26 protein-coding genes are annotated in these 22,982 nt (G+C 70.4%); 7 read left to right on the top strand and 19 right to left on the bottom strand.

The window, feature by feature from the left end; translation table 11 throughout:
- Positions 1-440 precede the first annotated feature (440 nt).
- From ABZ135_RS31450 to ABZ135_RS31375, 16 genes are all read right to left on the bottom strand, one after another.
- Entirely contained in the window at positions 441-911 is a 471-nt protein-coding gene (locus tag ABZ135_RS31450) for a DUF6415 family natural product biosynthesis protein (RefSeq protein ID WP_356700527.1), read from the bottom strand.
- Positions 908-1,894 carry a hypothetical protein gene (locus ABZ135_RS31445; protein ID WP_356700525.1) on the bottom strand — a complete coding sequence of 329 codons (987 nt, stop codon included), beginning with the start codon at positions 1,892-1,894 and terminating at the stop codon, positions 908-910. The genes ABZ135_RS31450 and ABZ135_RS31445 overlap by 4 nt, the downstream gene beginning before the upstream one ends.
- 2 nt (positions 1,895-1,896) lie before the next feature.
- The gene (locus tag ABZ135_RS31440; RefSeq protein WP_356700524.1) at positions 1,897-2,904 is read right to left on the bottom strand and encodes a WYL domain-containing protein; all 1,008 of its coding nucleotides are present in this window, start codon (positions 2,902-2,904) and stop codon (positions 1,897-1,899) included.
- Positions 2,905-2,918: 14 nt separating this feature from the next.
- Complete coding sequence (locus ABZ135_RS31435) at positions 2,919-3,662, bottom strand: SDR family oxidoreductase (RefSeq protein ID WP_356700522.1); 744 nt, start codon at positions 3,660-3,662, stop codon at positions 2,919-2,921.
- Complete coding sequence (locus ABZ135_RS31430; protein ID WP_356700520.1) at positions 3,659-4,072, bottom strand: hypothetical protein; 414 nt, start codon at positions 4,070-4,072, stop codon at positions 3,659-3,661. The genes ABZ135_RS31435 and ABZ135_RS31430 overlap by 4 nt, the downstream gene beginning before the upstream one ends.
- Positions 4,073-4,096: 24 nt before the next feature.
- Entirely contained in the window at positions 4,097-5,104 is a 1,008-nt protein-coding gene (locus tag ABZ135_RS31425; protein WP_356700518.1) for an amino acid--tRNA ligase-related protein, read from the bottom strand.
- Entirely contained in the window at positions 5,101-6,066 is a 966-nt protein-coding gene (locus tag ABZ135_RS31420) for an LD-carboxypeptidase (protein WP_356700516.1), read from the bottom strand. The genes ABZ135_RS31425 and ABZ135_RS31420 overlap by 4 nt, the downstream gene beginning before the upstream one ends.
- Positions 6,067-6,141: 75 nt before the next feature.
- A complete protein-coding gene (locus tag ABZ135_RS31415; RefSeq protein WP_356700514.1) occupies positions 6,142-7,563 on the bottom strand; it encodes a radical SAM protein in 1,422 nt (473 codons plus the stop codon).
- A complete protein-coding gene (locus ABZ135_RS31410; RefSeq protein WP_356700512.1) occupies positions 7,560-8,591 on the bottom strand; it encodes a radical SAM protein in 1,032 nt (343 codons plus the stop codon). The genes ABZ135_RS31415 and ABZ135_RS31410 overlap by 4 nt, the downstream gene beginning before the upstream one ends.
- Before the next feature lie 305 nt (positions 8,592-8,896).
- Positions 8,897-10,000: a hypothetical protein gene (locus tag ABZ135_RS31405; RefSeq protein ID WP_356700510.1), complete on the bottom strand. Its 1,104-nt coding sequence runs from the start codon at positions 9,998-10,000 to the stop codon at positions 8,897-8,899.
- A gap of 5 nt (positions 10,001-10,005) precedes the next feature.
- Entirely contained in the window at positions 10,006-10,887 is an 882-nt protein-coding gene (locus ABZ135_RS31400) for an NAD(P)-binding domain-containing protein (protein ID WP_356700508.1), read from the bottom strand.
- Positions 10,884-12,026, bottom strand: a complete 1,143-nt coding sequence (locus tag ABZ135_RS31395) for a hypothetical protein (RefSeq protein ID WP_356700506.1) — start codon at positions 12,024-12,026, stop codon at positions 10,884-10,886. Before ABZ135_RS31395 ends, ABZ135_RS31400 begins: the two co-directional genes overlap by 4 nt.
- Complete coding sequence (locus ABZ135_RS31390) at positions 12,023-12,511, bottom strand: hypothetical protein (protein WP_356700504.1); 489 nt, start codon at positions 12,509-12,511, stop codon at positions 12,023-12,025. The genes ABZ135_RS31395 and ABZ135_RS31390 overlap by 4 nt, the downstream gene beginning before the upstream one ends.
- Positions 12,508-12,681 carry a hypothetical protein gene (locus ABZ135_RS31385; protein ID WP_356700502.1) on the bottom strand — a complete coding sequence of 58 codons (174 nt, stop codon included), beginning with the start codon at positions 12,679-12,681 and terminating at the stop codon, positions 12,508-12,510. Before ABZ135_RS31385 ends, ABZ135_RS31390 begins: the two co-directional genes overlap by 4 nt.
- A complete protein-coding gene (locus ABZ135_RS31380; protein WP_356700500.1) occupies positions 12,678-13,115 on the bottom strand; it encodes an ATP-binding protein in 438 nt (145 codons plus the stop codon). The genes ABZ135_RS31385 and ABZ135_RS31380 overlap by 4 nt, the downstream gene beginning before the upstream one ends.
- Positions 13,112-13,288, bottom strand: coding sequence for a hypothetical protein (locus ABZ135_RS31375; RefSeq protein ID WP_356700498.1), 177 nt, complete (start codon positions 13,286-13,288; stop codon positions 13,112-13,114). Before ABZ135_RS31375 ends, ABZ135_RS31380 begins: the two co-directional genes overlap by 4 nt.
- A 277-nt stretch (positions 13,289-13,565) precedes the next feature.
- Between ABZ135_RS31375 and ABZ135_RS31370 the strand changes: the two genes are divergently transcribed.
- The 3 genes from ABZ135_RS31370 to ABZ135_RS31360 all read left to right on the top strand — a co-directional run bounded on the left by ABZ135_RS31370 (position 13,566) and on the right by ABZ135_RS31360 (position 15,181).
- Positions 13,566-14,438 (top strand): helix-turn-helix transcriptional regulator, encoded by an 873-nt coding sequence (locus ABZ135_RS31370; RefSeq protein WP_356700496.1) that lies wholly within the window; start codon positions 13,566-13,568, stop codon positions 14,436-14,438.
- Positions 14,431-14,661: a DUF397 domain-containing protein gene (locus ABZ135_RS31365; protein WP_356700494.1), complete on the top strand. Its 231-nt coding sequence runs from the start codon at positions 14,431-14,433 to the stop codon at positions 14,659-14,661. Before ABZ135_RS31370 ends, ABZ135_RS31365 begins: the two co-directional genes overlap by 8 nt.
- 259 nt (positions 14,662-14,920) lie before the next feature.
- The gene (locus tag ABZ135_RS31360) at positions 14,921-15,181 is read left to right on the top strand and encodes a hypothetical protein (RefSeq protein ID WP_356700492.1); all 261 of its coding nucleotides are present in this window, start codon (positions 14,921-14,923) and stop codon (positions 15,179-15,181) included.
- 79 nt (positions 15,182-15,260) lie between these two features.
- On the opposite strand, the gene ABZ135_RS31355 is transcribed toward ABZ135_RS31360, so the two are convergent.
- The 3 genes from ABZ135_RS31355 to ABZ135_RS31345 all read right to left on the bottom strand — a co-directional run bounded on the left by ABZ135_RS31355 (position 15,261) and on the right by ABZ135_RS31345 (position 18,792).
- Positions 15,261-16,553 carry a HEPN/Toprim-associated domain-containing protein gene (locus ABZ135_RS31355; protein WP_356700490.1) on the bottom strand — a complete coding sequence of 431 codons (1,293 nt, stop codon included), beginning with the start codon at positions 16,551-16,553 and terminating at the stop codon, positions 15,261-15,263.
- A 587-nt stretch (positions 16,554-17,140) separates the two neighbouring features.
- Positions 17,141-17,737: a hypothetical protein gene (locus tag ABZ135_RS31350; RefSeq protein ID WP_356700488.1), complete on the bottom strand. Its 597-nt coding sequence runs from the start codon at positions 17,735-17,737 to the stop codon at positions 17,141-17,143.
- Between the two features lie 26 nt (positions 17,738-17,763).
- Complete coding sequence (locus ABZ135_RS31345) at positions 17,764-18,792, bottom strand: bifunctional lytic transglycosylase/C40 family peptidase (protein WP_356700529.1); 1,029 nt, start codon at positions 18,790-18,792, stop codon at positions 17,764-17,766.
- Between the two features lie 365 nt (positions 18,793-19,157).
- Here ABZ135_RS31345 and ABZ135_RS31340 point away from each other — a divergent pair, with 365 nt between their 5' ends.
- The 4 genes from ABZ135_RS31340 to ABZ135_RS31325 all read left to right on the top strand — a co-directional run bounded on the left by ABZ135_RS31340 (position 19,158) and on the right by ABZ135_RS31325 (position 22,978).
- Positions 19,158-20,006: a hypothetical protein gene (locus tag ABZ135_RS31340; RefSeq protein WP_356700486.1), complete on the top strand. Its 849-nt coding sequence runs from the start codon at positions 19,158-19,160 to the stop codon at positions 20,004-20,006.
- Between the two features lie 2 nt (positions 20,007-20,008).
- On the top strand, positions 20,009-20,344 hold the full coding sequence (locus ABZ135_RS31335) for a hypothetical protein (RefSeq protein WP_356700484.1): 336 nt from the start codon (positions 20,009-20,011) through the stop codon (positions 20,342-20,344).
- Between the two features lie 206 nt (positions 20,345-20,550).
- Positions 20,551-21,132 carry a hypothetical protein gene (locus ABZ135_RS31330; RefSeq protein WP_356700482.1) on the top strand — a complete coding sequence of 194 codons (582 nt, stop codon included), beginning with the start codon at positions 20,551-20,553 and terminating at the stop codon, positions 21,130-21,132.
- Positions 21,122-22,978, top strand: a complete 1,857-nt coding sequence (locus ABZ135_RS31325) for a hypothetical protein (RefSeq protein WP_356700480.1) — start codon at positions 21,122-21,124, stop codon at positions 22,976-22,978. Before ABZ135_RS31330 ends, ABZ135_RS31325 begins: the two co-directional genes overlap by 11 nt.
- The last annotated feature ends 4 nt before the right edge of the window (positions 22,979-22,982 follow it).

Raw genomic sequence — 22,982 nt, 5'->3', positions numbered from 1 at the left:
GCTTCGAAGCACACCGCGATCATCCGGTAGGCGCCGACTATGGCCAGCGCGTACCAGGCCCAGTGGAGCTCCACGAAGCCTCCTTCATCAAGCAGTTGGAGTCCCCGGTCGCGTCCTTGCACCCGAGGACAGAACACAGCGTGTTCTCACCCCTACTCACCGATACGGGACCCCGTCAGGGTTACTCCTGCGACGCACGTTCTCTCCGGAAGGTGCCGATCCGGTTACGCAGAGTGCCCGCTACCTGCGAACACGTCCGAACGAGTGATCCAAATCACACAACGTCAAGGTTTGGTCGCCAGGCCCGCGCCACCGCGCACCACCTCGTTCACCAGCCCGTCCTGACGACCGCTCACCGACGGCTCTGCGGGATGCGCCCGCGTACGCCGCTGGCGCGGGGGCGCCCCGGCCGGTGCCCGGCGACCGCCGCCCTACTGCGGCTACTCGCGACGGTGGGCTCGCCACGCCTGACCAGCCGTGAGGGCGCGTTCCCGGTAGCGGCGGAGCTCGGGAACGCCCTGGTCTGCGCGCTGAGCGCTGCCGAAGTGCGCGGCGTCCAGTGCTCCGTGGAGTGCCTGGATGAGGTGGGCTGCCTTCTGAGCGCGGACCAGGCCGCCGCCTCGGCGTCGCAGTGCCGGGAGACGGCGGACGGCCTCCTCGCGGGTGATCGCGCCGCGTGCCCGTACCGGGTGATCGGCGGGGAGGCACTGGAGGGCCTTGCTGACCTCCCCGATGAGGAGCTGGGCGTAGCCGGTCAGTTGGAGGGCCGCATCGTTGGTGCCTTTCGGCTCGGGGGCGGTCTGCCGCCAGCCCAGCACCGTGGTGGCCAGCTCCTCGAGGCGGTCCCTGTCGAGCGGGATGTCGGCCGTGAGGGTTCCGGTGGGGTCGTGCAGGACGATGCCGCGGGTCATCTGGTCGTCTCCTCCAGGGCCTGGTTCCAGGTGTTGATGGCGTCAGGGGTCAGCAGGGGGGCGACGGGGGCGCCGACGAACTGGTGCTCCAGGAGGTAGAGGGCGGCGGTGCCGGCGTGGCCGTCGAACAGCTCGCTCATGCGGGTGCGGATCGTCTTCTCGTCCTGGTCGTCGGTGCCGAACAGGAGCTGCGAGTAGATCCGCCGGCTCCAGACGTCGACGGGGTAGTCGGAGGGGTCTCGGGAGGCGTGGGAGTTGAAGACGGCCGCGGTGACGGGGCCGACGCCCTTGATCTGCTGGAGGACTTCCGCGCGGTTGGGCATGGCGGCGACCTCCTCGGAGGTGTGGTCGCGGAAGAAGGCGGCGAGGGCGACGAGGTACTTGTCGCGGTAGCCGAGGCGGTCGACGGCGCGGAACGTCGCGGCGGGGATGTCGGCGATCTCGGCGGGGGTGAACCAGGCCCGCAGGGTGATGCCGTCGAAGTGGACGAGGTGGCCGTAGTTGGTCAGGAGGCTGCGGGTCATCTGCTCGCTGCGGGCGATGGTGGTGTTCTGCAGGAGCGTGGCGATGACGGAGATCTCGAAGAAGTCCTCGGGGCAGGACTGCCGCATGCCGGCCAGGGCGGCGAGGGGGGCGTTCATCAGTGGGACGCCGGTGGCGAGGTCGTGGAAGGCGGCGAGGTCCTCGTCGAGGCCGTAGGAGGCGATCAGGCGGCGTCGGAGGCGGTCGCGGTGCTCGGGCTTGTACTCGCCGTCGGTGTGGACGTCGGCGACGAGCGTGCGGTCGTCCTCCTGGCGTACGGCGACGCCGAGGACGAGGTCGTCGATCCGGAAGGTGCGCCACGATCGGTCGGCGGTGTGGGCCTCGAGGGCGGTCGGGTAGTGGCTGGGCTTCCAGAAGGTGTGGCGGAAGTCGAAGGGGCCGGAGCCGGTGACGGGCAGCGGCAGGGTGTCGGCGTGCTCGAGACGGCGGATCGTGGGCATCGTCAGGCTCCGGGGTGTCGGCCGTGGGTGGATCGCAGGCGGGAGTCGTCGTTGAGCGGCGCGGGCGGCGGGGCCGGGCCGGCGGCGGTGTCGTCGTACGCGGCGAGGGTGCGGCGGAGCCGGTCGGCGATGGCGTGGCGGAGCTCGGCGGGTTCGGTGGGGATGACGTCGGGCCCGTAGCTGGTGACCAGGGGGATGAGCCACTCCCAGCGGTCGACGAAGAGGTGGATGGTGAGCGATCCGTCGTCGTGCTCGTGGACCTGGGAGGTGGACTTCAGGCTCAGGCGCAGCAGTTCGTCCCGGGCCGCCGGGGCGACGTCGAGGGTGACGCGGACGTCGCCCTTGCCGTAGTCCTCCATCTCGGTGTCCCACCAGGTGCGGACGGTGAAGTCCTCGGGGTAGGCGAAGGTGAGGTCGGTGAGCTGGAGCCGGTCGACGAAGTTGAGCCGGAACCGATCGGGGGCGCCGCCGGTGGCGGGGGCGGCGACCATGTGCCACTCACCGGCCTTCCACACGGCTCCATAGGGCTTGAGCAGGGCGGTGGCCTGCTCGCCGGTCTTCGTGCGCCAGGCGGCGTCCAGGACGATCCCGGTGAGCATCGCGGTGCGCAGGACGGGCAGGTGCCCGGAGCCTTCGTCGCGCCAGTACCAGTCGGCGGTGTCGAAGTGGATGCGCCGGGCCAGGCGGCGGACGACGTCCTGGACGGTGTCGCTGACGCCTGCGGCGCGGGCCCGGTCGGGGCCTGCCGTGTCGGGTTCGACGAAGCCGAGCACGTACAGGCGCAGGGCGTGGTCGGAGTCGATGGTCAGCGGGTCGAGGGCGGTGTCGGGGCCGAGGCGGTAGCCGCCGGTCTTGCCGGGCGTGGCCTGGACGGGGATGCCGGCGGCCGCGAGGGTGGCCATGTCGCGGTAGATGGTGCGTTCGGTCACGCCATACCGCTTGGCGAGTTCCTGCGCGGGCACGCTGGCGCGGCTGCGGAGCTGGTGCACGATGCCCAGTTGGCGTGCCACGACGGCATTGACCATCAGCTCACCGCCCCGAGCGGGTAGACGTGGCCGGTGGTGTACGCCCACTGCGGGCCGGCCGCCAGGTCGATGCACGCGGCGGCGACCTCGTCCAGGGTGAGGGGCCGGCCCCAGGGGAGCTGGGCGTAGTAGGCGTCGGGGTCGGTGACGCCCTTGAGTGCCATGACGTGGTGGGCGAGGGGCGAGTCGATCAGGGACGGGGCGAGCAGGTTGACCCGTACGCCGTGGAGCTGTTCCTCCTTGGCGAGGGTGACCACCAGGCTCTCCAGGGCGGCCTTCGCGGCGCTGTAGGGGCCGTTGTTCGCGCGGGCGGCGCGGCCGGCGTCGGAGCCGAGGACGACGACGGAGGCGCGGTCGGTGCGGGCGCGGTCGGCGAGCGCGTGCCAGGTGTGCACGAGGCTGAGCACGTTGGCCTGGTAGACGGCCGTGAACTCCGCGGCCGCGGTGTCGGCGACCGGCTTCTTGGACGACGGGGCCCCGACGCAGGCGAAGACGGCGCGCAGCGGCCCTGCCGCGCGGGTGACCGCGTTGTGCAGCGCGATGGCGGTCCTCGGCTCGGCGGAGTCGTAGTGCACCCACGTGGCGGGCGGCGCGTCCGGGCCGGGGGCGGTGGTGCGGTAGGTGGCGATCACCTGCCAGCCGGAGTCGGTGAGCCGGGTGGCGATGGCGCGGCCGACCGCGCCGCTGGCGCCGGTGACGACGGCCAGCGGCGCGGGGCCGGTCTTCTCCTCGGTGGCGGTCACGAACGCTCGGCCTCGGCGTGGGCGGGGGCGTCGGGGTGGTCGGTGTCCCACATCTCGGCGAACCGCATCTGTTCGGCGGGGATGCCGACGAGCGCGCCGACGCTCTGGGCGAGCGCGATCGCCCGCTCGCCGCCGCGGCGGATGCGGACGACGGTGTGGGGGAAGGCGACGAGCATCTGCTGCTCGTCGATCAGGTGGGCGTAGTACAGCCGGGGCAGCAGGGCGTCGGCGAGCTGGTGCGCGTACGCGGGCGCCTGGTCGGCCGGGACGGTGAGCTCGACGATCTCGATGGGGGTGTGGTCGTCGAGGAGGTGTCGGTAGCGGCGGATCTCGCTCACTCCGGGTGCCTGGGGTACCTGGCCGTCGGTCAGGCTCTCGGTGATCACGATCGCGCGCATCGTTGCGGACATCAGGGGGCGAGCCTCTCGTGTGGGTCAGCGGAAGGGGAAGGGGACGACGGTGTGGATGCTGCGCTCGGCGCACAGGGCGAGGAGCCGGTCGACGCCGAGGCCGAAGGTGAAGACGTCGGCCGGGCCGGCGGCGTCGAGGTCGTCGAAGAAGTCGACCGGGCCGCGGTCGCCGGTGATGCCGTGCAGCTCGGTGCGCAGGGCGATGTTGGCCTCGACCATCGGCCGGTAGTCCGCGGAGCGGCGGAGCTTGAGGCCGCCGTCGGCGCACTCGATGCCGCCGGCGATGAGGGAGAACCGCTCGGCCCGGCCGGTGGCCTCGTCGATCCGGCTGTTGTGCCGCAGCGGGTGGGGGAAGGCGGTCAGCACGGTCGGGGTGGTCAGGCCGGGCTCGATGGCGTGCTTCATGAAGTCCTCCAGCACCTCCCAGTCGGTGGCCCCGGCGCGGTGGTTGTTGCTGGTGAGCCACTTGCGGGCGCCGTCGGCGAGGTCCTGGTCGGCCGGCGGGCCATCCGTGTGGAGGGCTTCGCCGGCGGCGTCGTGGAAGGACTGGATGCGGATGTGGGACCAGTCGATGCCGGGGGTCTGGAGGCGGCCGTAGGCGGACAGGACGGCGTGCTGGATCAGGCCGGTGAGCAGGCTGATGCCCTGGGAGAGGCTGAGGTCGCGGGCGGCGGCCTGGCACATGGTGAACTCGATCGCGCGGCGGTCGTCCTCGCGTTCGGCGCGGACCATCTTGCCCAGGTCGTAGACGCGGTCGAAGGCGATGGCCAGGCGCCGCAGGTGGTCCTGGGCGGAGTGGCGCAGGTGGTAGTGCTCGCCGGTGAGCGGGTTGGTGGTGTCGAACTGCGGGATGGGGGCGCTCTCGCGGGCGCGGCACAGCAGCGGCGTGGACACCTCGGTGAACGACAGGCCGTGGAGGTGTTCGCGCAGGGCGCGGACCATGCGGGCCCGGCGCTGCAGGAGCTTCTTCTCCTCGGGGTTGTCGCGCAGGAAGGTGCCGTAGAGGCGGGCCTCGGGCTGGGCGAGGGTCATCGGGTACCTCCGGGCAGGGACGCGGCGGGCCGGGTCCAGATCGGGGACAGGGTCAGGGCGTGCTCGGCGTCCGGGTCGAGGACGACGTCGGTGCCGATGGGCAGGGTGTGCTTGAGCGGGGTGTGGCCGAAGGGCAGGCCGAAGGCGATCGGGAAGGCGTACTCGGCGCACAGGTCCATCACCATGTCTCGTACGCCCCAGTCGCCGGCCGGGTCGCAGCCGACGAGGTCGCCGACGACCATGCCGGCGATCCGGTCCAGGACGCCGCGGTCGCGGAAGTGCGTCAGCGTCTGGTCGAGGACGTCGACGCTCTTGAAGGCGTCCTCCCAGACGAGGACGGCGCCGTCCCAGATCGGCTCGTACGGGGTGCCGAGCAGGCAGCGCAGCGAGGACAGGCAGCCGGCGATCAGCCGGCCTTGGGCGGTGCCGGGGCGGGCGAAGTCCAGGGGCGCGTTGATCTGCAGGGCTGCCGGGTCGCCGGTCAGGACGGCGGTGAAGTGGTCCAGGGTCGACTGGGGGCTGTCGGCGGCGCCGAAGTCCCAGACGACCGATGGGCCGTGGATGGTCGGCATGCCGGTGCACTCCGTGATCGCGTTCAGCAGCACGGTCGGGTCGCTGACGCCGACGATCGGCTTCGGGTGCGCGGCGAGCAGCGTGAAGTTGAGGCCGCGCAGGAGCCGGTTGGCGTTCTTGCCGCCGCCGGCGACCACGATCGCGTCGATGCCGGGGTCGGCGACCATGGCGTGGAAGTCGTGCAGCAGCTCGGACTCGGTACCGGCGCGGTAGCCGTGCTGGCCGGCGGCGTGCCCGGCGACCTGGGTGTGGAACCCGAGGCTTTTCAGGGTGTCCAGCCCGCGGGCGAACGGCTCGGGGTGCAGGGCCGGCTCCGGGGCCGACAGGGTGACCACCCCGATCCAGTCGCCCTGGGCGAGCGGACGGGGCAGTGGGCGATCGGGGGACACGGTTCTCCTTGGTTGACGTGGAGCGCTGTACGGCCGGGCGCGCGCGGGCGCCCGGCCGTACAACGACGAGCGGGGTCAGGACGTGGGCGCGAGGCGCATCTGGGTCTGCTGGCGGGCCCGGGCCGCGGTGGCGGCGGAGGTCCACGGCGTCAGGCTGGTGTAGTAGTCGAAGTTCGACCAGCCCTCGAGGGAGTCGGGCGGCTCGAAGCCCAGCTCGACCGCCTTGTCCCACAGCTCCCCCACCCCCGGGTAGGGGGCGAACAGGTGCACGCGGGTCTCCGGTACGGGGTCGAGCTGACGCAGTTCCTCGATCAGGGTGTAGGTGTCCTCCACCTCTGCGTCGGTCTCCCCCGGGAAGCCGACGATGAAGGTGTAGGAGCCGAGGATGTTGTTGGCGGCGATGTCGGCAGCGACGTCGAGGATCTCCGCGCGGGTGATCTCCTTCTTGACGATCTCGTTCAGTACCCGGTCGTTGCCCGACTCCACGCCCATCAGCAGGCGGGAGCAGCCGCTCTCGGCGATCCGCTCCAGCAGCGGCAGGCCCTTCCTGCGGGCCTTGAGGATGTCGTTCGGGTTGATGCTGGCCGCCCACCGCAGGTCCAGCCCGCGGTCGATCAGACCGTCGCAGAACGCCATCGCTCGCTGCAGGTTCACGAAGAAGTCGGCGTCGTAGAACTTCACGCCGTCGATCGCGAACCGCTGCTTGAGGTCGGCGATGTCGTCGAGGAGCGGGCCGGCGAGCATCGCCGAGTACTTGCGCTTGTAGATCTTCTCGTAGCAGAAGTCGCACTTGTAGACGCAGCCCTGGCTGGAGACGTAGTTCAGGGTCCGGGACGCCACCGTGGGGTCGTCGCGGATGTAGTCGGCGACGTTCAGCAGCGACCACGGGTACGCGCCGAGGTTCTGGGTCCGGGGCGGGTTCGGCTTGCCCTCGAAGACCGTGGTGCCGTCGTCGATCCGCAGGCCCGGGACCAGCCGGCGCGGGGTGCGGCCGAGGAGCGACTGGACGTACTGCAGCATCGAGTTCTGCCCGGGCCCGGTCAGGACCGCGTCCACGAGCGGGTCGGCAGCGGTCTGCTCCGCGAGCACGTTGACGTGCGGGCCGCCGAACACCACCGGCGGGCAGAAGGCCCGCTTCTTCGCCGCCCGGACCAGGTCCAGGGCGTGGCCGATCTGGCCACCACCGGTCATGATGCTCACCCCGATGCACACCGCCGAGTCCAGGTGCTCGTCGAGGAAGCTCTCCCACGCCTGGGCGTCGCGCTGGTTGCCGTCGAAGAGGACGACGTTCACCAGGCCGCTCTCGAGCAGCGGCTTGGCGAGCGTGAGCAGCGAGAACGGCATCCAGTGGTAGACGTAGTCCTTCTCGTGGTCGATCTTCGGGTACGCGAGGAGCACCGTGGGCCGGCCCTCGACCGGCTCGGTGACGGCGCACGGCGAGGTCCCGGCCGCGGGCGGCGTCTGGGTCAGGCCGGGCAGGCCGAGGAACGTGCTCACCGGCTCACCCCCGCCAGCTCCGTCGGCTCCGCGTGCTTGCGGAAGTCGGCGGCCGCGTACATCTCGAAGGCCGCCTCGACGTGGGCCGCGACGCCCTTGGTGTCGCCGGCGTCCAGGAGCGGGGCGAGGTCGACGGTCACGTCCTCGCGCAGCAGGCAGAACTGCAGCCGGGCGTCCGCGGTGAGCCGCAGGGCCATCAGCGCGTCGTGGCAGGGGAAGAGGGGGCAGCCCCGGCACACCGCTCCGTACCAGGCGCCGGCCGTGGAGTCCTTGACGACGACCTTCGTCCCCGACGGCATCGTGAACACCGTCATCGGGTGCCCCAGGCCGCCCTGCTGGACGACCTGCTCGGCCACGGCGCGCTTCCGGAGCCCCTCGGCCAGGTTCTCCAGCGGGACGTACAGGTCGGGCAGGTTCATCTTCCGCTTGATCTGCAGGCGCCGCTCGTAGCTCTCCGCGCCCTCGCCGAGGTCCTTGATGATGTCGAGCAGCTTCACGCTGTCGACCCCGGCCTCCTCGCACCAGCCGATCAGGGGCTCGATCTCCGGGGTGTTGATCCCGGACATCACCACCACGTTCACCTTGACCGGCAGTCCGGTCGCCACGCAGGCCCGGATCGCGTCGAGGACCTCGGCGTGGTCGTCCGGGCCGCAGATCTCGCGGTGCAGGTCCGGGTCCAGGGTGTCGAGCGAGACGTTGAACTGGGTGACGCCCGCCTCCGCGAGCGCGGGCGCGAGCTCGCCGATCCGCGGGTGCCGGGAGATGACCTCGACCTCGCGCATGCCGGCCTCCTCGCGCAGGCGGCGGACGACGTCGACGAGCGGCCCGTACAGGGCCGGGTCTCCCCCGGTCAGCTTGACCGAGTCGACCCCCTGGGCCTTCACCGCGGCCGCGACCGCGAGCAGCCGGTCCGGGTCCAGGTCCGTGCCGGACTCCGTGGCCACGGCCTCGCCCGAGGGCCGGCAGTAGAAGCAGGACCTCTTACAGCGGGAGTTCACCGTCACCCGCCACTGCGGTAAACGACGCATGTCACTCGTCCCCTCGGTCTGGCGAACATTCACGGTCATAGCCTTCCGATCCCTCTCTCTGAGCAGCAACGATGTGGAACGAACTCGATGTCAGGGTTCGAGCGCAGGGTGGCGGCGAACCCTGACACCGGAGTCGGGACGGCCCCGTAACCCCTGCGGTGCGTGGTGCCGGGCGGGCCCGGCTGACGTGCCCTGCGGCGGGCAGCGGTGAGGTTCGGGCGAGGTCGTGGGCGCGGCCGGCCAGGAACCGGAAGGGTCGGCCGCGCCCACTGGTCGGTCCGCCTTCGAACCGGTCGACCTGACGGTCAGGCGCCGAGGCGGGCCACGGCCTCCTTGAGGAGGACGGCGTTCGCGGCGGAGTCGTGGTTCATGACGAGTCCCTGGTGGGACAGGGCGTCGAGGTGCTCGCGCAGGACGCTGCGGTCGCTGGGGCCGGGCAGGAGGCCGAAGACGTCGGGGTAGCGGTCCTCGGTCGTCTCGTCGAAGAAGTCGCCGTCCTGGACGCCGCGCTCGTTGTCGGTGAGGCGCGGTGCGGCGCCGGCGATGATCTGCGGGTAGAGGACGCCGACCGCGTGGCCTTCGGTGGCGAGCGGCATGGACAGCCAGCTCACGAGCTGGTCGGGCCAGAACTGCGGCTTCAACTCCTTGCCGGACTTCTTCCACAGGGGTTCGCGACGTCCGGCGAGGAGGGCGTCGGTCACGCTCTGGTGCTGGGTGGGGTGCATCTGTTCGCCGGAGGCCAGGCGGGTGCGGACGGTCTCGAAGAGGTCGAGCGCGTCGAGGAGACCGAAGCCGAACGCGGCGGCCGACGGCCAGGGCAGGACCCGCACGATGCCGTCTTCCACCCGGGCGAACACCCGGTCGTTGGCGAGCAGGTGCCAGCCGGCGCGGGCGAGGGTGAGGGCGGTGGTGGTCTTGCCCGCGCCCTTGTCGCCGAGGGTGAGAATCGTGGCGCCGTCCGGGCTGGTGACGGCGGAGGCGTGGAGGATGGCCCAGCCGTCGGCGAGGAGCTGGGCGCGGACGAGTTCGCGGGCGAGTCGGGCGGAGGCGGTGGCGAGCTCGGTCTCGTCGGTGCCGACGATCCGCAGGAGGCGCCAGTCCTCGTCCCAGCGGTAGGCGAGGGAGCGGTCGGCCGAGACGGCGGTGACGAGGCTGCCGTCGCGGACGACGAGGAGGTCGGCCCCGGCGTACTCGACCGTCTCTGCGTCGCCCTGCTCGACGACGCTGGCCAGGGCCAGGAGTTCGGCCTCGTCGAGGTCGGCGGAGACCGTCGGTCCGTCGGTGTCGGTGGTGGGCGCGGCGCTCCACCAGCCGCCGAGGTAGCGGGTGGCCCAGTCGGGGACGGTGTCGGTCGTGCTGGTGACGGTGACGGCCTGACCGTCGGCGGTGGTGATGCGTACGGAACCCATGCGGGTCAGATCTCCTCGGTGAGTCGGTAGGCGGTGTGGAGCTTCTCCGTGGCCGCGTCGAGCTGGGCGGACTCGGAGTCGTCGAGCGGCGGCGGGCACAGGGTCGGGATTCCGTCGGTGTAGTGCACGGGCATCCCGAGCCACACGCCCGTCTCCTGGCGGACGGACACCTCGGTTACTCCGTCGGCCAGGCCGAGGCTGTGGGTGAGGGCGTCCAGGACGGCGCCGGCGGGCCCCAGGCGGGTGCGGCCGATGCCGTCGCTGATCCGGCGGGGCCGGGCGGCGAGTTCGTCGCGTACCCGCTGCACGGGGACGGTGACGGGCTCGCCGTGGACGGTGGTGGTGGACGCGCAGATCACGGCCGCGTCCCCGTGCTCGCCGATCACGTGTCCGCGGACCGCCGCGGCGGGCACGCCGAGGTGGCGGGCGAGGGTGAGGCGGTAGCGGGCGGTGTCGGTCGCCGCGCCGATCCCGACCACCCGCGCGCAGCCGGAGCGTTCGGCGAAGACACGGGCGAGGACGTCGACGGGGTTGGTGACCATGACGGCGACGCCGGTGTAGCCGGTGAGCTGCCGGGCGAGGTGGACGATGAGCGCGGTGTTGGCGATGAGCCCGGCCATCCGCACGTCCCGGACGGCGGTGTTGGTGAAGTGGGCCCGGGGAGAGAGCACGACGGCGTCGCAGGCTCCCATGGCCTTGGGGGTGGTGACCGTGACCCGCATGGCGGAGCCGGTGACCTGGGTGAGGTCCTCCAGGTCGGCGGCGAGGCCGTGGGCGCTGGCCTGCGAACCGGACGCGACGAACAGCTCGCGGCACCAGCCGCCGGCGACGAGGAGCGCGCCGACACTCTGCCCGACCGCTCCGGCTCCGATCAGTCCGATCCTCATGCGGCTGCTGCCTCTCGTGCGCGGGTCAGATACAGGCGCCACCAGGTCGCCCCGTCCTCGGTGCCGGCGAGCGGGGCCGTGGCGCGGTCGAGGAGGTCTGCGACGTGCCGGGCGCGGTCTCTCACTCCGGCCGCGTGTGCGGACAGGGGCAGATCGGCCGGGGCGGTCAGGTAGGTGGACAGGATGTTGAGGCTGTCCATGAGGACCAGGACGACGAGCTCGCGCAGCCACCCGGACCGCTGCTCGGCCGGGAGGCGCCGGGCTGAAGCCCGGACGAACGAGTCGACCCCGCACAGCACCACGCCGGCGGCGGCCGGGCCGCGGGCGACCAGTCCGAGCACCAGGCGGGAGACCAGCTTGGCCGTGTCCGCGACCTCGTTGCCGCGCATCAGGCCCGGGTCGAGGTAGACCGGCCGGCCGCCGTCCACGGGGAAGGCGGCGTGCTCCGGCTTGAGGTCGCCGAAGACGACCGTCCCGGCCGGGGCGGAAGGAACGCGGCGGGCCCGGCGCAGCCGGGTCACGACCGTGCTGAGGGTCTCGCCCTGACCGGTCTGCCGCAGGTAGAGGCCGCCGCTCAGGCCGTTGAACTTGCGGGCGAACGTCCCGGAGATGCCGCGCTCGCGGATCGACGCGCCCTGGACGGCCTCGGCGACGCCCCGGCGGGCGAGTCCTTCAGCGACGTCTCGTACGACCAGGCCGAGCAGCTCGCGCGTGCGGCCGGGCTCGGCCTCGATCAGCTCGGTGAGCGTCGGGCCCGTCACCGGCTCGGTGAACAGCACGCCTCGGGCGTGCCCCGCGAGCGTCACCGTCCCGAGCCGGGCGGGGCCGGCCAGGGTGCGCAGTTGGACGGCCTCGCGGGCAGTGATCGAGCCGGGCGAGACCAGGTAGGCCGCCTGCCGGGCGCGCACGGTCTCCAGATCGCCGCACGCGCCACGCAGCACCGACACCAGCGAGACCCCGCAGACGGAGGTCTTCGCGTACACGTCCCGGCCGTCGACGCTGAGGCGCTGCACGTAGCTGGTGACGCTCGGCGTCACCGGGCCCGGGACGACCTCGGCGCCCGGCCACGCGGTCTGTGCCGCCGCGATCACCTGCTCGGCCGCCATCGCGAGCACGTCGGCCGCCACCGGGGGCATCACGCGGACCACCTGCTCGGGGCCGCGGCGGCCAACGGGTCCGTCCGGCCGGAGAGCGACCGGGGCTCGCGGCAGACGCACGTGCCCGAGGGCATCGCGGTCAGGGTGTAGAGGACGTGCCCCGGGCCGATGACGCTCACAGCCTCCGGGACGTACGCGCCTCGGGCGAGGCGCTCCGCGACGTCCTCGAGCCCGCACCGGTCCTCGACCCAGCGGCGCAGGGTGCCGCCCGGGAAGGGCCGGGCGTCGTCGGGGTCCTCGTCGAGCCGGTCGGCGAGGTGCTCGGCCGCCGCGGTCAGGCGCCGCACGGCGCCCCACGGTGTCGGGGCCCCGTCACGCGACAGGAGCCAGAGGTACGGTTCGATCGGGGTACCGGCCCACGCCTCGCAGTGAATTGTGGCCGTGCCGTCTGCGGGTCCGCCGAAGGGTGGGACGTTGAGGGCGGCGAGACGGAAGGTCGGTAATCCCATCGGGTAGGTGCCGGTCACGGGTTCACCGCCGGCGGGGCGTCGGGGCGGGGCGCGTCGTCCTCGACGGTGAAGATCGCGCCGATCAGGTCGGCCAGCTCCTCCAGGGACGAGTCGAGCCGGGCGGCGGCCCACTGGTCGTGCAGGTCCGGGGTGACGGGCTCCGCGTTCTCGCGGCGGCGGGCGGTCACGGGCGCACCTTCTTGACGTTCAGCTCGCACCAGACGCGCTTGCCGGTCGTGACCCGTTCGACGCCCCACCGGTCGGAGAGGGCACCGACGAGGACCAGGCCGCGGCCGGACTCCTCGTCGGCGCCCGGCGCGGCCGGCGGGGGCATCTCGGTCCGGTCGGTGTCCAGCACCATGATGCGCACGGTCGTCTCGACGGGACGCGTGACGGCCACACCGATGGTGCGCGAGCCCGTGTGCGTGACGGCGTTGGTGACCAACTCGGAGACCAGGAGCTCGGCCGTGTCGGCCAGGTGCTCCAGGCCCCAGGCCCGGAGGGTGCACGCGACGCCGTGCCGGGCGCTCGCCGGAGCCGTGTCCCGGGCGACGTGGTTCGCGCGGTAGCTGGGGTGGGCTGCGGACGCGTCTTCGACCACGCCGGCCCTTGCGCCGATCACCTGGTGGCCTTTCGGAGCGCGGGGGTGCGCTGTATCGGCGGTGTGGAGAACAGCTCCACGTACAGGGCGCAGGTGTCGGTGGTCCAGCGGGCGGAGGGCCCGTGCGCGGCGGCGAAGGCGCTGCCGGGACGGCGCCTGGTGCTGAGAGGGGTGTTGCTCTGGCTCGTCGTCATGTCGGCCTCGGCGTTGTGAGGATCTGCGGCTGGGGAGTGGCGGCCCCGCCCCCGACGGGGGACGGAGACGGAGGCCGCCGTGCCGGGCCCTGCTCAGACCCGGCGGTTCAGTGGCGTGACCGTGCGTACGCACGCGGATGGAACCTGATGAACGGTCATCCGGCCTGCGCCCAGCATGCTCCTACTTGTGGGGCATCCGCAATATTGCGGTCGCGATCCGCAGCTTCGAACTGCCGTGCCCCTCCTGCAAGTTGCAATGTTGTGAAAGACTCCGCGTATGGCCACTACTCAGACGACACCGCCGGTCATACGGCGGCGACTTGGGGGTTTGCTCCGCCAGTTCCGCAAGCAGGCGGGCGTCACCCTCGCGCAGGCTGCCTCGTACCTCGGCTGGGAGAGCACGCGTCTTTCGCGGGTTGAGACAGGGCAGTACCTCATCAAGGCCACGGAGCTCGAGAAGCTACTGACGGCGTATGGAGTCGCGGACAACGAGGTCATCGCAGAGCTCGCCGAGGCTGCGGAAGGCGGACCGCGACCGTGGTGGACGGCGTTCGACGACATCCTTCCCCGGCCCTACGCCGACTCCATCGCGCTGGAGTCGATCGCGCTGACGATACGCGCCTACTTCCCCCAGCTCATCCACGCCCTCCTGCAGACGCCGGCCTACGCCCATGCCGCGATCTTCAGCTCTCCCAGCGAGTCTGTCCGCAAGCACGCCGACTCCTTGGTGCAGGTGCGACAGGCGAGGAAGTCGGTCCTCACCCGGGCCGAGAACCCCGTCGTACTGGAGACAGTCATCGACGAGTCCGCTCTCTACCCGCGCGTCAGCACCGTCGCGGCCGACGTGATGCGAGACCAGCTCCGCAGCCTGCTCGAGATCTCCAAGCGCGACAACATCACCATCCGCGTCATGCCCCTGGACGCACCCCCGCATCCGGGCCTCACCAGCAACATGACGATCATGGACTTCCGGCGCCCCTGGCCCGCCCTGGTGACGGTCGATCACCTGCGGGGTGGGATGTTCCTGGAGGAACCGGAGGATGTCGCAGCGTTCAAGGAGGCGTTCGACGCCGTCCTGGAAGCTGCCCTCCCCGCCGAAGAATCCCGGCAAAAGATCCAGAGCTACATGGAAGGAAACGCCCGTGGCTAGCAAGACCGGCCTTAACGCTCCCGACTTGGGGCCAGTCCAGTGGCGGAAGTCGTCGTACTCCGGCGGTGGAGAAAGTCAGTGCGTCGAGATCGCCGACGTGCCGTCCTGGGGCGGTTTCGCTGTTCGCGATTCGAAGAACCCAGACGGCCCTGCCATCGTCTTCGACGCGACGGCTTTCACCGCCCTCATCACCGCCATTCAGGACGCGCGCTTCGTCATCTGACGATGCAGTGCAGCGGCCTGGTTCCCCCAATCCTTAGCGGGGGGGAGCCGGGCCGCCCTCGTACGTCCGCACCCACACGCGCCTGCGGCGTACCGCCCGGCCCTCCCAGCTACCAGCGGGAGGGCCGGGCCGTCGCCGTCCGCCACGGCTGGCAGTCCCGGTTCGAGGACTGCCACCGGCGAGCTCCCGCTCATCATCATGGGCGAAGCACACCGGGGAGCTCGACGTGTTCCCCGCCCGCCTCCCAAGGAGACAACCGATGTCAATGCACAAAGCGGGCGACTGGCTGACCATCACCAGAGGGCCGGACAAGGGCAAGACCCTTCAGGTCTCCTCCGTCCGCATGTTCGCCGCCGACAACGGCTACTACCTCTGTGGCGGCAGGGGCCTATACAGCCCGAAGGACGTACAAATGGACCGCGCCCGCGATGGCGGAAACCCCTGCGCCGCGCCGTGCACTGCACGCCAGCACGACCTGACCGGCGTATGCGATCACTGCCTCGGCGTATGCCGATGCTGACTGTCCTTGGACAGCGAAGTGAGTCGTGTGCAGGGTCCTGATCTGGGGCGACTAGGTTGAATGCCAACGAGAGGGTCGTTCAGTCGAAGGCGTGGACGATGCTCTCGATGATGGCGTGCACGCCGCTCCAGTCGCCGGTGCCGCTGTGCTGCTCGCGTTGGGCTGTCCTGATCTTCGCCTCGAACGCCTTGTGCACCAGACCCTTGTGTGTCTTCGAAAGCGCCCCCTGGTGTCGCTGCACGGTGGGGATGAAGTTCCCCAAGTGGACTGGCATGAGGGTGCCGTCGGTGGTCAATACGTCTTTGCCGAGGTACATCTCCAGGGAACCGGCAACACCGTTCACGTCTGTCATCGAAATGGTTGAGGACGCTGAATCGGCGGTCGTGGGGTAACTGGCCAGCAGGGGCAAGTCCGGGTAGTGCAAGGCTTTGCAGCCTTCAGGAAGTCCCTGCTTCTTCAGCTTGGCGAACGCCTCATGCCCGCCGGCGTCGTTGTCGGCGATGGCCACGAAACGATGGGCGACGCCGGCCGCGATGAACGCGTTCACAAGGTTCACGAGCATGCCCACACCGCCCTGGGCCTTCCTTCCGGCGTAGTCGATGAAGCGGACGAAGCCCACGAGGTGCGGATGCGTGATGTGCATAGCCTCGGTGAGAAGGCGGGAGTCGGTGCTTCCCTCAGTGAGCACGATCAGCGGGGCATTATCTGGCAGGGCTGCGAGCTGGCTCTCGCGTGTGTGTCCTGCGATGGGCTGCGTCGTGTCGAGGTGCACGCAGCAGCCAGTCAACTCTCCGAGGTTCAGCCCGACCCGCGTGTCGTCGAGGGCCTGGTCGGTGATCAGCCGTATCAGGCTGCGTCCCTCAACGAACCAGCGGAGCTCCTCGACGTCACTGACGGTCTCGGTGAACTGATTCTCGTACTGGAGGTACTCCTGCAATGTGGCGAACGATTCAGCCGACCGGCGCGGTCGGATCGCCTCGCCGATGGCGGCGAGTAGTTCGTTGGGCTCGCGCGGGGGCCGGACGGTCTCCCACACCGAGTCGCCCTGCGCCAGCCGTTCCCGCGGTTGCCTCTGTTCCTCGCTTTCATAGCGCTTGCGCCACTCTTCGATGCCCTCTCCCAGGCTGGCAACGGCACGACGCGAGGTGAACCCCTGCGTGTTGAGACGCTGCCGCAACGCCCGGGCGGTGGTGTAGTACCCGAGCGCGTACTCGCTCTCGGGCCCCTCGTCGCCAGGGATGACCTCGCCGCCGTCAGCGCCGATGAACTTGCGGTCGGTCTCGATGAAGAGCGCTGCCAGTTCCGCGTCGTAGTGATCGCGGGCGTAGAGGAACTGGCAGTCGCCAGCAACCAGATATGAGTAATGCCCCATCCAGGCAGGGTGCCATGCCTGGGGAACGTCGCACCCCCCTTTGTGATGGCGGGCCCGCGGTCGGTGGGACCGGCGTCGCCGGAGATGCTGACGGTGGTGGCCGCGAGCAGTCCGGGTACCGCAAGGGCGAGAGCACCGAGGGGGCCGGGGGCGTGGGTGGTCAGGGCGGGTGAGCCGACGACGGTGTACCGGGCTCCGTCGCCGGGTCGCGCCTCGAGAGGAACAGGGCGAGGTCGCCGGGCCAGAACGCGGCGGCCAGGCGCTCGGCGTCGGGGATGAAGTGCAGCAGGTCGCAGGCCCACCGTCCGCCAGCCGCACCCGCCGCCCCGGGGCAGCTCCGCGATTCGCGGAGCCATCCACCGCCGGCGCACCGTCCCCGGCGGCGCGCTCCTCCTCGCCGTCACTGGCTTCGCTGCCGTCCCCAGCACCCCGCCACTCGGCTCTGCCCGCCCGCCTACAGATTCCGCCCCGGCGACGCCCGCCCCCCCCGTGACGCGTCGAGGCCCCGGGTCCATCCCGCCCAAGACCCGGAGCCGTCGACATGCCGAGAGGCCGACCGATCAAGTCTCGCGTCTGTGCCGGCGCGCTTACGGAAGCTGATTGGCGAAGGAGCGCAGCCAACCTCTGGGCGCTGTGGTCGCTGCGGCAGGAAGGGGCTGGTCCTGGGCTCTGGTGAGCCGGTCGCGTGTGTGGGCGGCTACGGTCGAGTCGGCCCCGAGGACGTCGGTCACCGTAGCAAGCAGTTCGCCGCCGAGGCGTTGGGATTCGAGCCCGTCGGGGACGGAGCACCACAGGCTGTACGCACGGCGGGCGGCTTCGGCTGTGTCCGGGTGGTCCACGCCTTGGACGTTGGCACGAAGCTGCAGTGAGTGCAGGTAGAAGCCCACTGCCGCTCTCTGGTCTCCCATCAGGTGAGCCAGGTATCCCCTGACTTCGCGTGCTTCGATGGTGTTGCGATCACTCTCTCCGTGCTCGGCGGTCGCGTCGTTGTCGATCTGTTCGGCGAGGATTATGGCGTCGTCGAGGTTCCCGCCTGCGGCCGTGGCAGCGACGCGGGCCAGGCGTTCGCGGATGCTCTCGCCGTGGCCGGTGGGAGGGGTGTCGTCACTCTCGATGGCAATGTCGGTCTGCCAGAAGTCGGCGGTGGGCGTGCCCCAGGGGCGGTAGAGCGGTTCGGTGGGCATGGTGGTCTCCGGTGTTGAACGTGGCATCACCAGTCCACGACCCGGCGGACTTCGGTGATGCGGGTGACAGCGCTCGTGGAGGTACGCCAGGCGCGGTAGCTGACGACGCGGGTCTGGACGCCGGTGCGCGGCGCTTCGACGATCATGTCGTGGCCGATGTACATGCCGACGTGGCCCGGGCGGGCGTCCGAGCCGTCCGAGCCGGCGTTGAAGACGAGATCGCCGGGCTTGGGGGCGTCCATGTGGACTTGGCGGCCGGTGTTGACCTGGTCGTACGTGACGCGGGGGATGGTGATTCCGGCGGCCTTGTAGGCCTGCTGCATCAGCGAGGAGCAGTCGCACCGCTCAACGGGGTTGATGCTGTGGGGGTTGGTGCACATGCCGCCCCACTGGTACCAGCCGCCTCTAGCCCGCAGGGCCCAGGCAACGGAGGTCTTGATCTCGCGCGGGGTGTCCGAGGGGAGTTCGTACCCGGCTGGAAGCGGGATGGCACCGCCTGGAGCCTCGGCAGTGAGCTCGATGCTCATCTGCATGATGACCTTGACGTAGCGGTAGGTCTCCCCTTCCTTCTGGCCTGGCTTGCGCGCCCACCAGATCGGCGGCACGCCGCGGAACTGGTCCACGCGCCTCCAGCCCGCGTTGTAGCCAGCAAGTGCGAGCTCGATCGGGCTGCCCTTGTAGCCGGGGTGGTTCTTGGCGGTGCGTAGCAGCTTGCACATCAGGCTGCCCTGGGAAGGGATGGCATCGGCGGGGTTCCAGACGTCCTTCGTGCCGTCACCATTTCCGTCGATGCCCTCGGTGGCCCAGGTGCCGGGCAGGAACTGCGCGATACCCATCGCGCCTGCGGAGCTGGTGGCTGTCGGGTTGAAACCCGACTCGCGCTTGAGCTGTGCCGCCAGGACCTGCGGCGTCAGGCCTTGGTCGCATGCTGCGGCGGCATCCGTGATCATCTGAACGTACTGCGCTGGTACGGCGCCCGGTCCGACCTTCAGGCCGGCGCCGATCGGCGAGATATCGGTTCCGTCCTCGGAGTCGTTGAACGTCGCGATCAGCATCACGACGGCCACCCCTAGGGCGAGCGGAGTCATCACCAGGGCTAATCCCACTGGTGCGATTAGGCCTCTGAGCCTCACGTCACCCCCGTGCCGCATCGGATTTGCACACTGGAAGCGTGCCCCTCGTCGCTGCCACCCCTGAGTGGTTGGCAGTGACGAGTCGTAACCCTATGCCATCAACCCAAGCCAGTAGGACTTTCATATCTTCACTTCAAGGGGGGCCTGCGTGATGTGCAATGATCCACCCTTGCTGCACAGGGAACTGCAGACGGCGTTACTTCGCGGACGCAAATATCGTGTATGGCGTTAGGGGTACGGTGAGGAAAGCACCTGCAATCCGACCTCAGTTACCTGAGCCGGCGCGCGTGGTTCTGCCGGTGATGGCGGCGACTGGCGGCAGCGGCAGAACCACGGTTGCTGCTCTGCTCGCGGGCGAATTCGCAGCGTTCGCTCGGACGGTGGTGCTGGATACGGCCCCGCGCCTCACCTCTCCCTGGCCCGAGTACGGCTCCGCTCCCGAGAGCAGCGGACTGGCCGCGCTTGCGCCCGATCGGCCCCTGACGCGCTCCGCTGTCCTCGCGGCCAGCGTGCACCGGCACAGCCCGGGCGGCCGGTGGCAGGTCCTTACGGACACCCGAGAGTGGCACGCACCGCCACTGTTTCTGCCTGAGCCGCCGGCCGCCTGGTATCAGCTCGCCGCGATCGGGGGCTGGCAGGCCGTCATCGCGGACACCGTTCATCCCGTCGCGCACGACGTGCTCGCCGCTCGATACGAGCAGCGGCAGGGACAGACCAGGGGCTGGTGCGAACTGCTGTACTCGGTTCCCCTCCTGTGCGCCGCGGCTACCGCCACCGGCGTCCAGGCCCTCCAGCAGGCGACCATGGCCCTACACGCCGAGGGCCTGCCGCTGCAGCGGATGGTCGTGGTCCTGGTGGGCCTCTCCGATGGTCGCCCGGCTCCAGCCGTGCGGGCCGCTGGCGCCATGCTCGCCTCGCGAGCCGCGGCCGTTGTGCACCTGCCCTTCGACACCCAGATCCGCGCACACGGACTGCGCGAGCCGCTGCGAACCCAGAGCACAACGCGGCAGGCCGCCGACCGAATCGCTAAGGCCGTACTCGACACCGCCCACGGCACGTGGGGAACGCCGCTGCCGGCAGCCCCAGTCCCGGCGGCGCTGTCTCACCCCGTCGCTCGCTACCTGACAAGGCATTGACGATGAGTCAACTCCTGCACGTGATGGCCACCCTTACTGACCCTCACTTCCGTGTTCCTGCAGACGGCCCCGTGCCGGCCTTCACCCCGTCGCTGCCGAGCAACGTCAGCACGCCGATTCAGACCATCCTGGCGTGGACAGCCGGTCTCGGCCTGGCCGGTGCCGTCCTCGGCGGACTCATTGGCTGGGCCCTGGTGGCAGTGGGGCACAACACCGAACGCGCCCCCTTGGCCGCACGGGGCAAGCAGAGCATTCTGTGGTCCCTGATCGGAGCTGGCGGAATCGGCCTGACCGCCTCCCTCGTCATGGCGTTCTATGGCTTGGCCAAGGGGCAGTGAGCCCGGTGGCGAGCCACGACCGAAGCGCCCGTCGTGCCCAGTTCACCCTCGCCGGCATCGGTCTTCTGGCTGTCGCTGCCGTCACGACCGGCGTCGTCTTCACTGTCTCCGTGCTGGAACCCGCGGACGGCAAGGCGCCCCATGCGGCGAAGCCGACAACCAGCGCTCCAGTCTCATCGCACCCGAGTGGCCTGTGGAACAAGGACATGACACCGGCGAAGGCCAAGCCGTTTCATCTCGTCGCGCCGACGGGGCAGGCAAACGGCATCTCCACCGGCTTCCCTCACAACACCAAAGGCGCCATCAGCATGGCCGTGTACTTCACCGAGGAGTACGCCCTCCTGGACGACCAGAAGGCCCGACAGCAGCTCGAGGCGGCCGTCTCTCCCGATACTTCCGGTTACGTCGACCAGAAGGTCAGCGAGGTCCGCAAGCTCCGTGAAGGCGTCGGCCTGCCACCCTCCGGTGGCAACCCGGCCGGACTGACCTTCACCACCAGCGTCAAGGCTGTACGCGCCAAGACCATCCGAGCCGAGGGGCTGCCGCTCGGTGACGTCCTGCACATCTGGTTCGTCTATGACCGGTACGCCACAGGCCCCGACGGGGGCGCGGACAAGAACCCGCTCCGGGACGAGACGTCCGACGTGATCGTGAAGTGGCAGAACGGGGCCTGGAAGCTCACGAACGAACCGGAGCTCTGGGCGAAGCGGACCTATCCCGTCGCCTACGACCCCGATTCCCCCTACGCGTGGCAGGACGGCTGGTGGCAGGTGCTCCATGAGGACTGATCACACCGCGCGGCGCTACGCCAGCGTGGTGTGCCTGCTGCTCGCCTTATGGTCCTGCTGGGCGGGAGGACTGGTCACCGCTCCAGCGGCCATGGCCGACAACCCGCACGCGCACGCGGACGTCGGGCCGCCCGACCCGATCCCGAAAGAGTGGGCCGCGGCCGGCGACAGCGTGGGTATCGACAACGACGGCAAGTACTGCCTGATCGACGACCCCGACGTCGAAGGCTGCCGCCCGGCGGAGGCGGGCGAACTGCCCGGGACGATCGACATCTGCGAGGGCCCCGACGGCGTCGCGTCACCGTCCTGCCCGGAAGCCGACCGCAGGGACTTCGAGATGCGGCAGCTCGCCAAATGGCGGGAGAAGGCCAAGCTCCAGAAGGGCTTCGAGAAGCGCAACACGATGATCAGCGGGTGCGTCGAGACGGGCGGTGCGTTCCTCGACTGCAGCCAGAAGGCCTACGCGAAGTACCCGTTGGAGACCGACGGCCCGCTCGACTGGGTCGCCGGCAAGATCTCCGAGCTCGCCTCAGACGCTCTGCAGGAGGCCGCCAGCTACATCGGCAAGGCCGTCGTGTGGCTGCTGGAAGAGTTCGCGAAGGCTTTCGACAGCGCCTCCACTATCGACCTGGACAACACCGGCATCGGCAAGGTCTGGGGCATCGCCACGGCACTGTCCGTGGTCATCGCCACCTTCCTGCTGCTGATTCAGTGGGGCAAGGTCAGCATCTCGCACCAGGGTGAGCCGGCCGCCACCGCGATCGTGGGTCTGGTCAAGTGGGCGGTGATCTCCTCGGTCTACTGGACCGCAACCCAGGCCGCGCTCGGCGTTGCCGACGCCATCAGCACCTGGATCATCAACTACAGCTTCGAAGGCGGCGGCACCCGCGAAGCCGATGCCACCAAGGCCTTGCAGCAGCAGCTCGGCAAACTGTTCGGCGGTCTGATCACCGGAGGCGGCGGAGGCGCCACCATCGGCGGCGCCCTGATCACCGGCGAAGGAGTGGCCGCGTCCGCCGTCGGCGTCATCATCGTCATCGGCATCGTCTGCATCATCGCGATCGCCGCCCTGTGGCTGGAGGTCCTGCTCCGCCAGGCCGGAATCATGATCCTGGTGGCATCCATGCCGATCGTGCTGGCCGGCCAGATGTTGGACGCCACCGCCGACTGGTGGCCGAGGGCCCGCAACGCTCTCATCAGCCTCATCCTGATGAAGCCTGCGATCGTCCTCGTCTTCAGCATCGGCTTCTTCGCCATGTCCGAAGGCCGCGGCGTACAGAACATGATCGTCGGGCTGCTGATCTTCCTGCTCGCCTGCCTCGCCTGGTCCGTCCTGGCCAAGTTCCTGACCTTCACCACCAATGGCGGCGGCAGCTCCATGGCCTCCGGCCTGCTCAGCACAGCCGGCTCCTCGGCCACCGGCGGCCGCCCCGAGCTCGGAGGAGCCGGAGCGGTCGGGGGCGGCAGCGGATACACCCGCGCGCTGGAGCGCGAGAACAGCCAGGCCGCCCCGCCCACAGGCGACCTCGGCTTCGCCGCTGGCGCCCGCAAGGCCGGTGCCCGCTCGTTCGGCACGAAGGTGCTCGGCACGGTCGCGCTCCCCCTGCAGGTGGCCGCAGCCGGAAAGGACGCGCTGGAGTCCGGCATGGCCAACACCGCGGCGAACGCCGGACTCGACCACGGCTCGCCCGGTGGTCGGCACGTCGTCATCGCCCGTCGGTCCGGTTTCCCCGAGCCGCACAGCGCCCAACCCGGTCATCCTCCAGCCGCACCTGAGCCGCAGCGGCCCGTGGAAGTGCCGCCCTCCCCGCGTCCGCCGGCACCCCGACCTGCGAAGGAGGACTGATCCG

Source organism: Streptomyces sp. NPDC006339, from assembly GCF_040612775.1.
GTDB lineage: Bacteria > Actinomycetota > Actinomycetes > Streptomycetales > Streptomycetaceae > Streptomyces.
The sequence above is the reverse complement of the archived record's forward strand: the minus strand, read 5'-3'. Positions and strand labels throughout refer to the sequence as shown.

Excerpts from the sequence above, each read along its gene's own strand:
- ABZ135_RS31355 (WP_356700490.1), bottom strand. The coding sequence starts at position 16,553 with ATGGGGCATTACTCATATCTGGTTGCTGGCGACTGCCAGTTCCTCTAC.
- ABZ135_RS31445 (WP_356700525.1), bottom strand. The coding sequence starts at position 1,894 with ATGCCCACGATCCGCCGTCTCGAGCACGCCGACACCCTGCCGCTGCCC.
- ABZ135_RS31430 (WP_356700520.1), bottom strand. The coding sequence starts at position 4,072 with ATGTCCGCAACGATGCGCGCGATCGTGATCACCGAGAGCCTGACCGAC.
- ABZ135_RS31330 (WP_356700482.1), top strand. The coding sequence starts at position 20,551 with ATGACACCGGCGAAGGCCAAGCCGTTTCATCTCGTCGCGCCGACGGGG.
- ABZ135_RS31375 (WP_356700498.1), bottom strand. The coding sequence starts at position 13,288 with ATGACGACGAGCCAGAGCAACACCCCTCTCAGCACCAGGCGCCGTCCC.
- ABZ135_RS31405 (WP_356700510.1), bottom strand. The coding sequence starts at position 10,000 with ATGGGTTCCGTACGCATCACCACCGCCGACGGTCAGGCCGTCACCGTC.
- ABZ135_RS31325 (WP_356700480.1), top strand. The coding sequence starts at position 21,122 with ATGAGGACTGATCACACCGCGCGGCGCTACGCCAGCGTGGTGTGCCTG.
- ABZ135_RS31450 (WP_356700527.1), bottom strand. The coding sequence starts at position 911 with ATGACCCGCGGCATCGTCCTGCACGACCCCACCGGAACCCTCACGGCC.
- ABZ135_RS31350 (WP_356700488.1), bottom strand. The coding sequence starts at position 17,737 with ATGCCCACCGAACCGCTCTACCGCCCCTGGGGCACGCCCACCGCCGAC.
- ABZ135_RS31400 (WP_356700508.1), bottom strand. The coding sequence starts at position 10,887 with ATGAGGATCGGACTGATCGGAGCCGGAGCGGTCGGGCAGAGTGTCGGC.
- ABZ135_RS31335 (WP_356700484.1), top strand. The coding sequence starts at position 20,009 with ATGAGTCAACTCCTGCACGTGATGGCCACCCTTACTGACCCTCACTTC.
- ABZ135_RS31425 (WP_356700518.1), bottom strand. The coding sequence starts at position 5,104 with ATGACCCTCGCCCAGCCCGAGGCCCGCCTCTACGGCACCTTCCTGCGC.
- ABZ135_RS31370 (WP_356700496.1), top strand. The coding sequence starts at position 13,566 with ATGGCCACTACTCAGACGACACCGCCGGTCATACGGCGGCGACTTGGG.
- ABZ135_RS31410 (WP_356700512.1), bottom strand. The coding sequence starts at position 8,591 with ATGCGTCGTTTACCGCAGTGGCGGGTGACGGTGAACTCCCGCTGTAAG.
- ABZ135_RS31360 (WP_356700492.1), top strand. The coding sequence starts at position 14,921 with ATGTCAATGCACAAAGCGGGCGACTGGCTGACCATCACCAGAGGGCCG.
- ABZ135_RS31345 (WP_356700529.1), bottom strand. The coding sequence starts at position 18,792 with ATGCTGATCGCGACGTTCAACGACTCCGAGGACGGAACCGATATCTCG.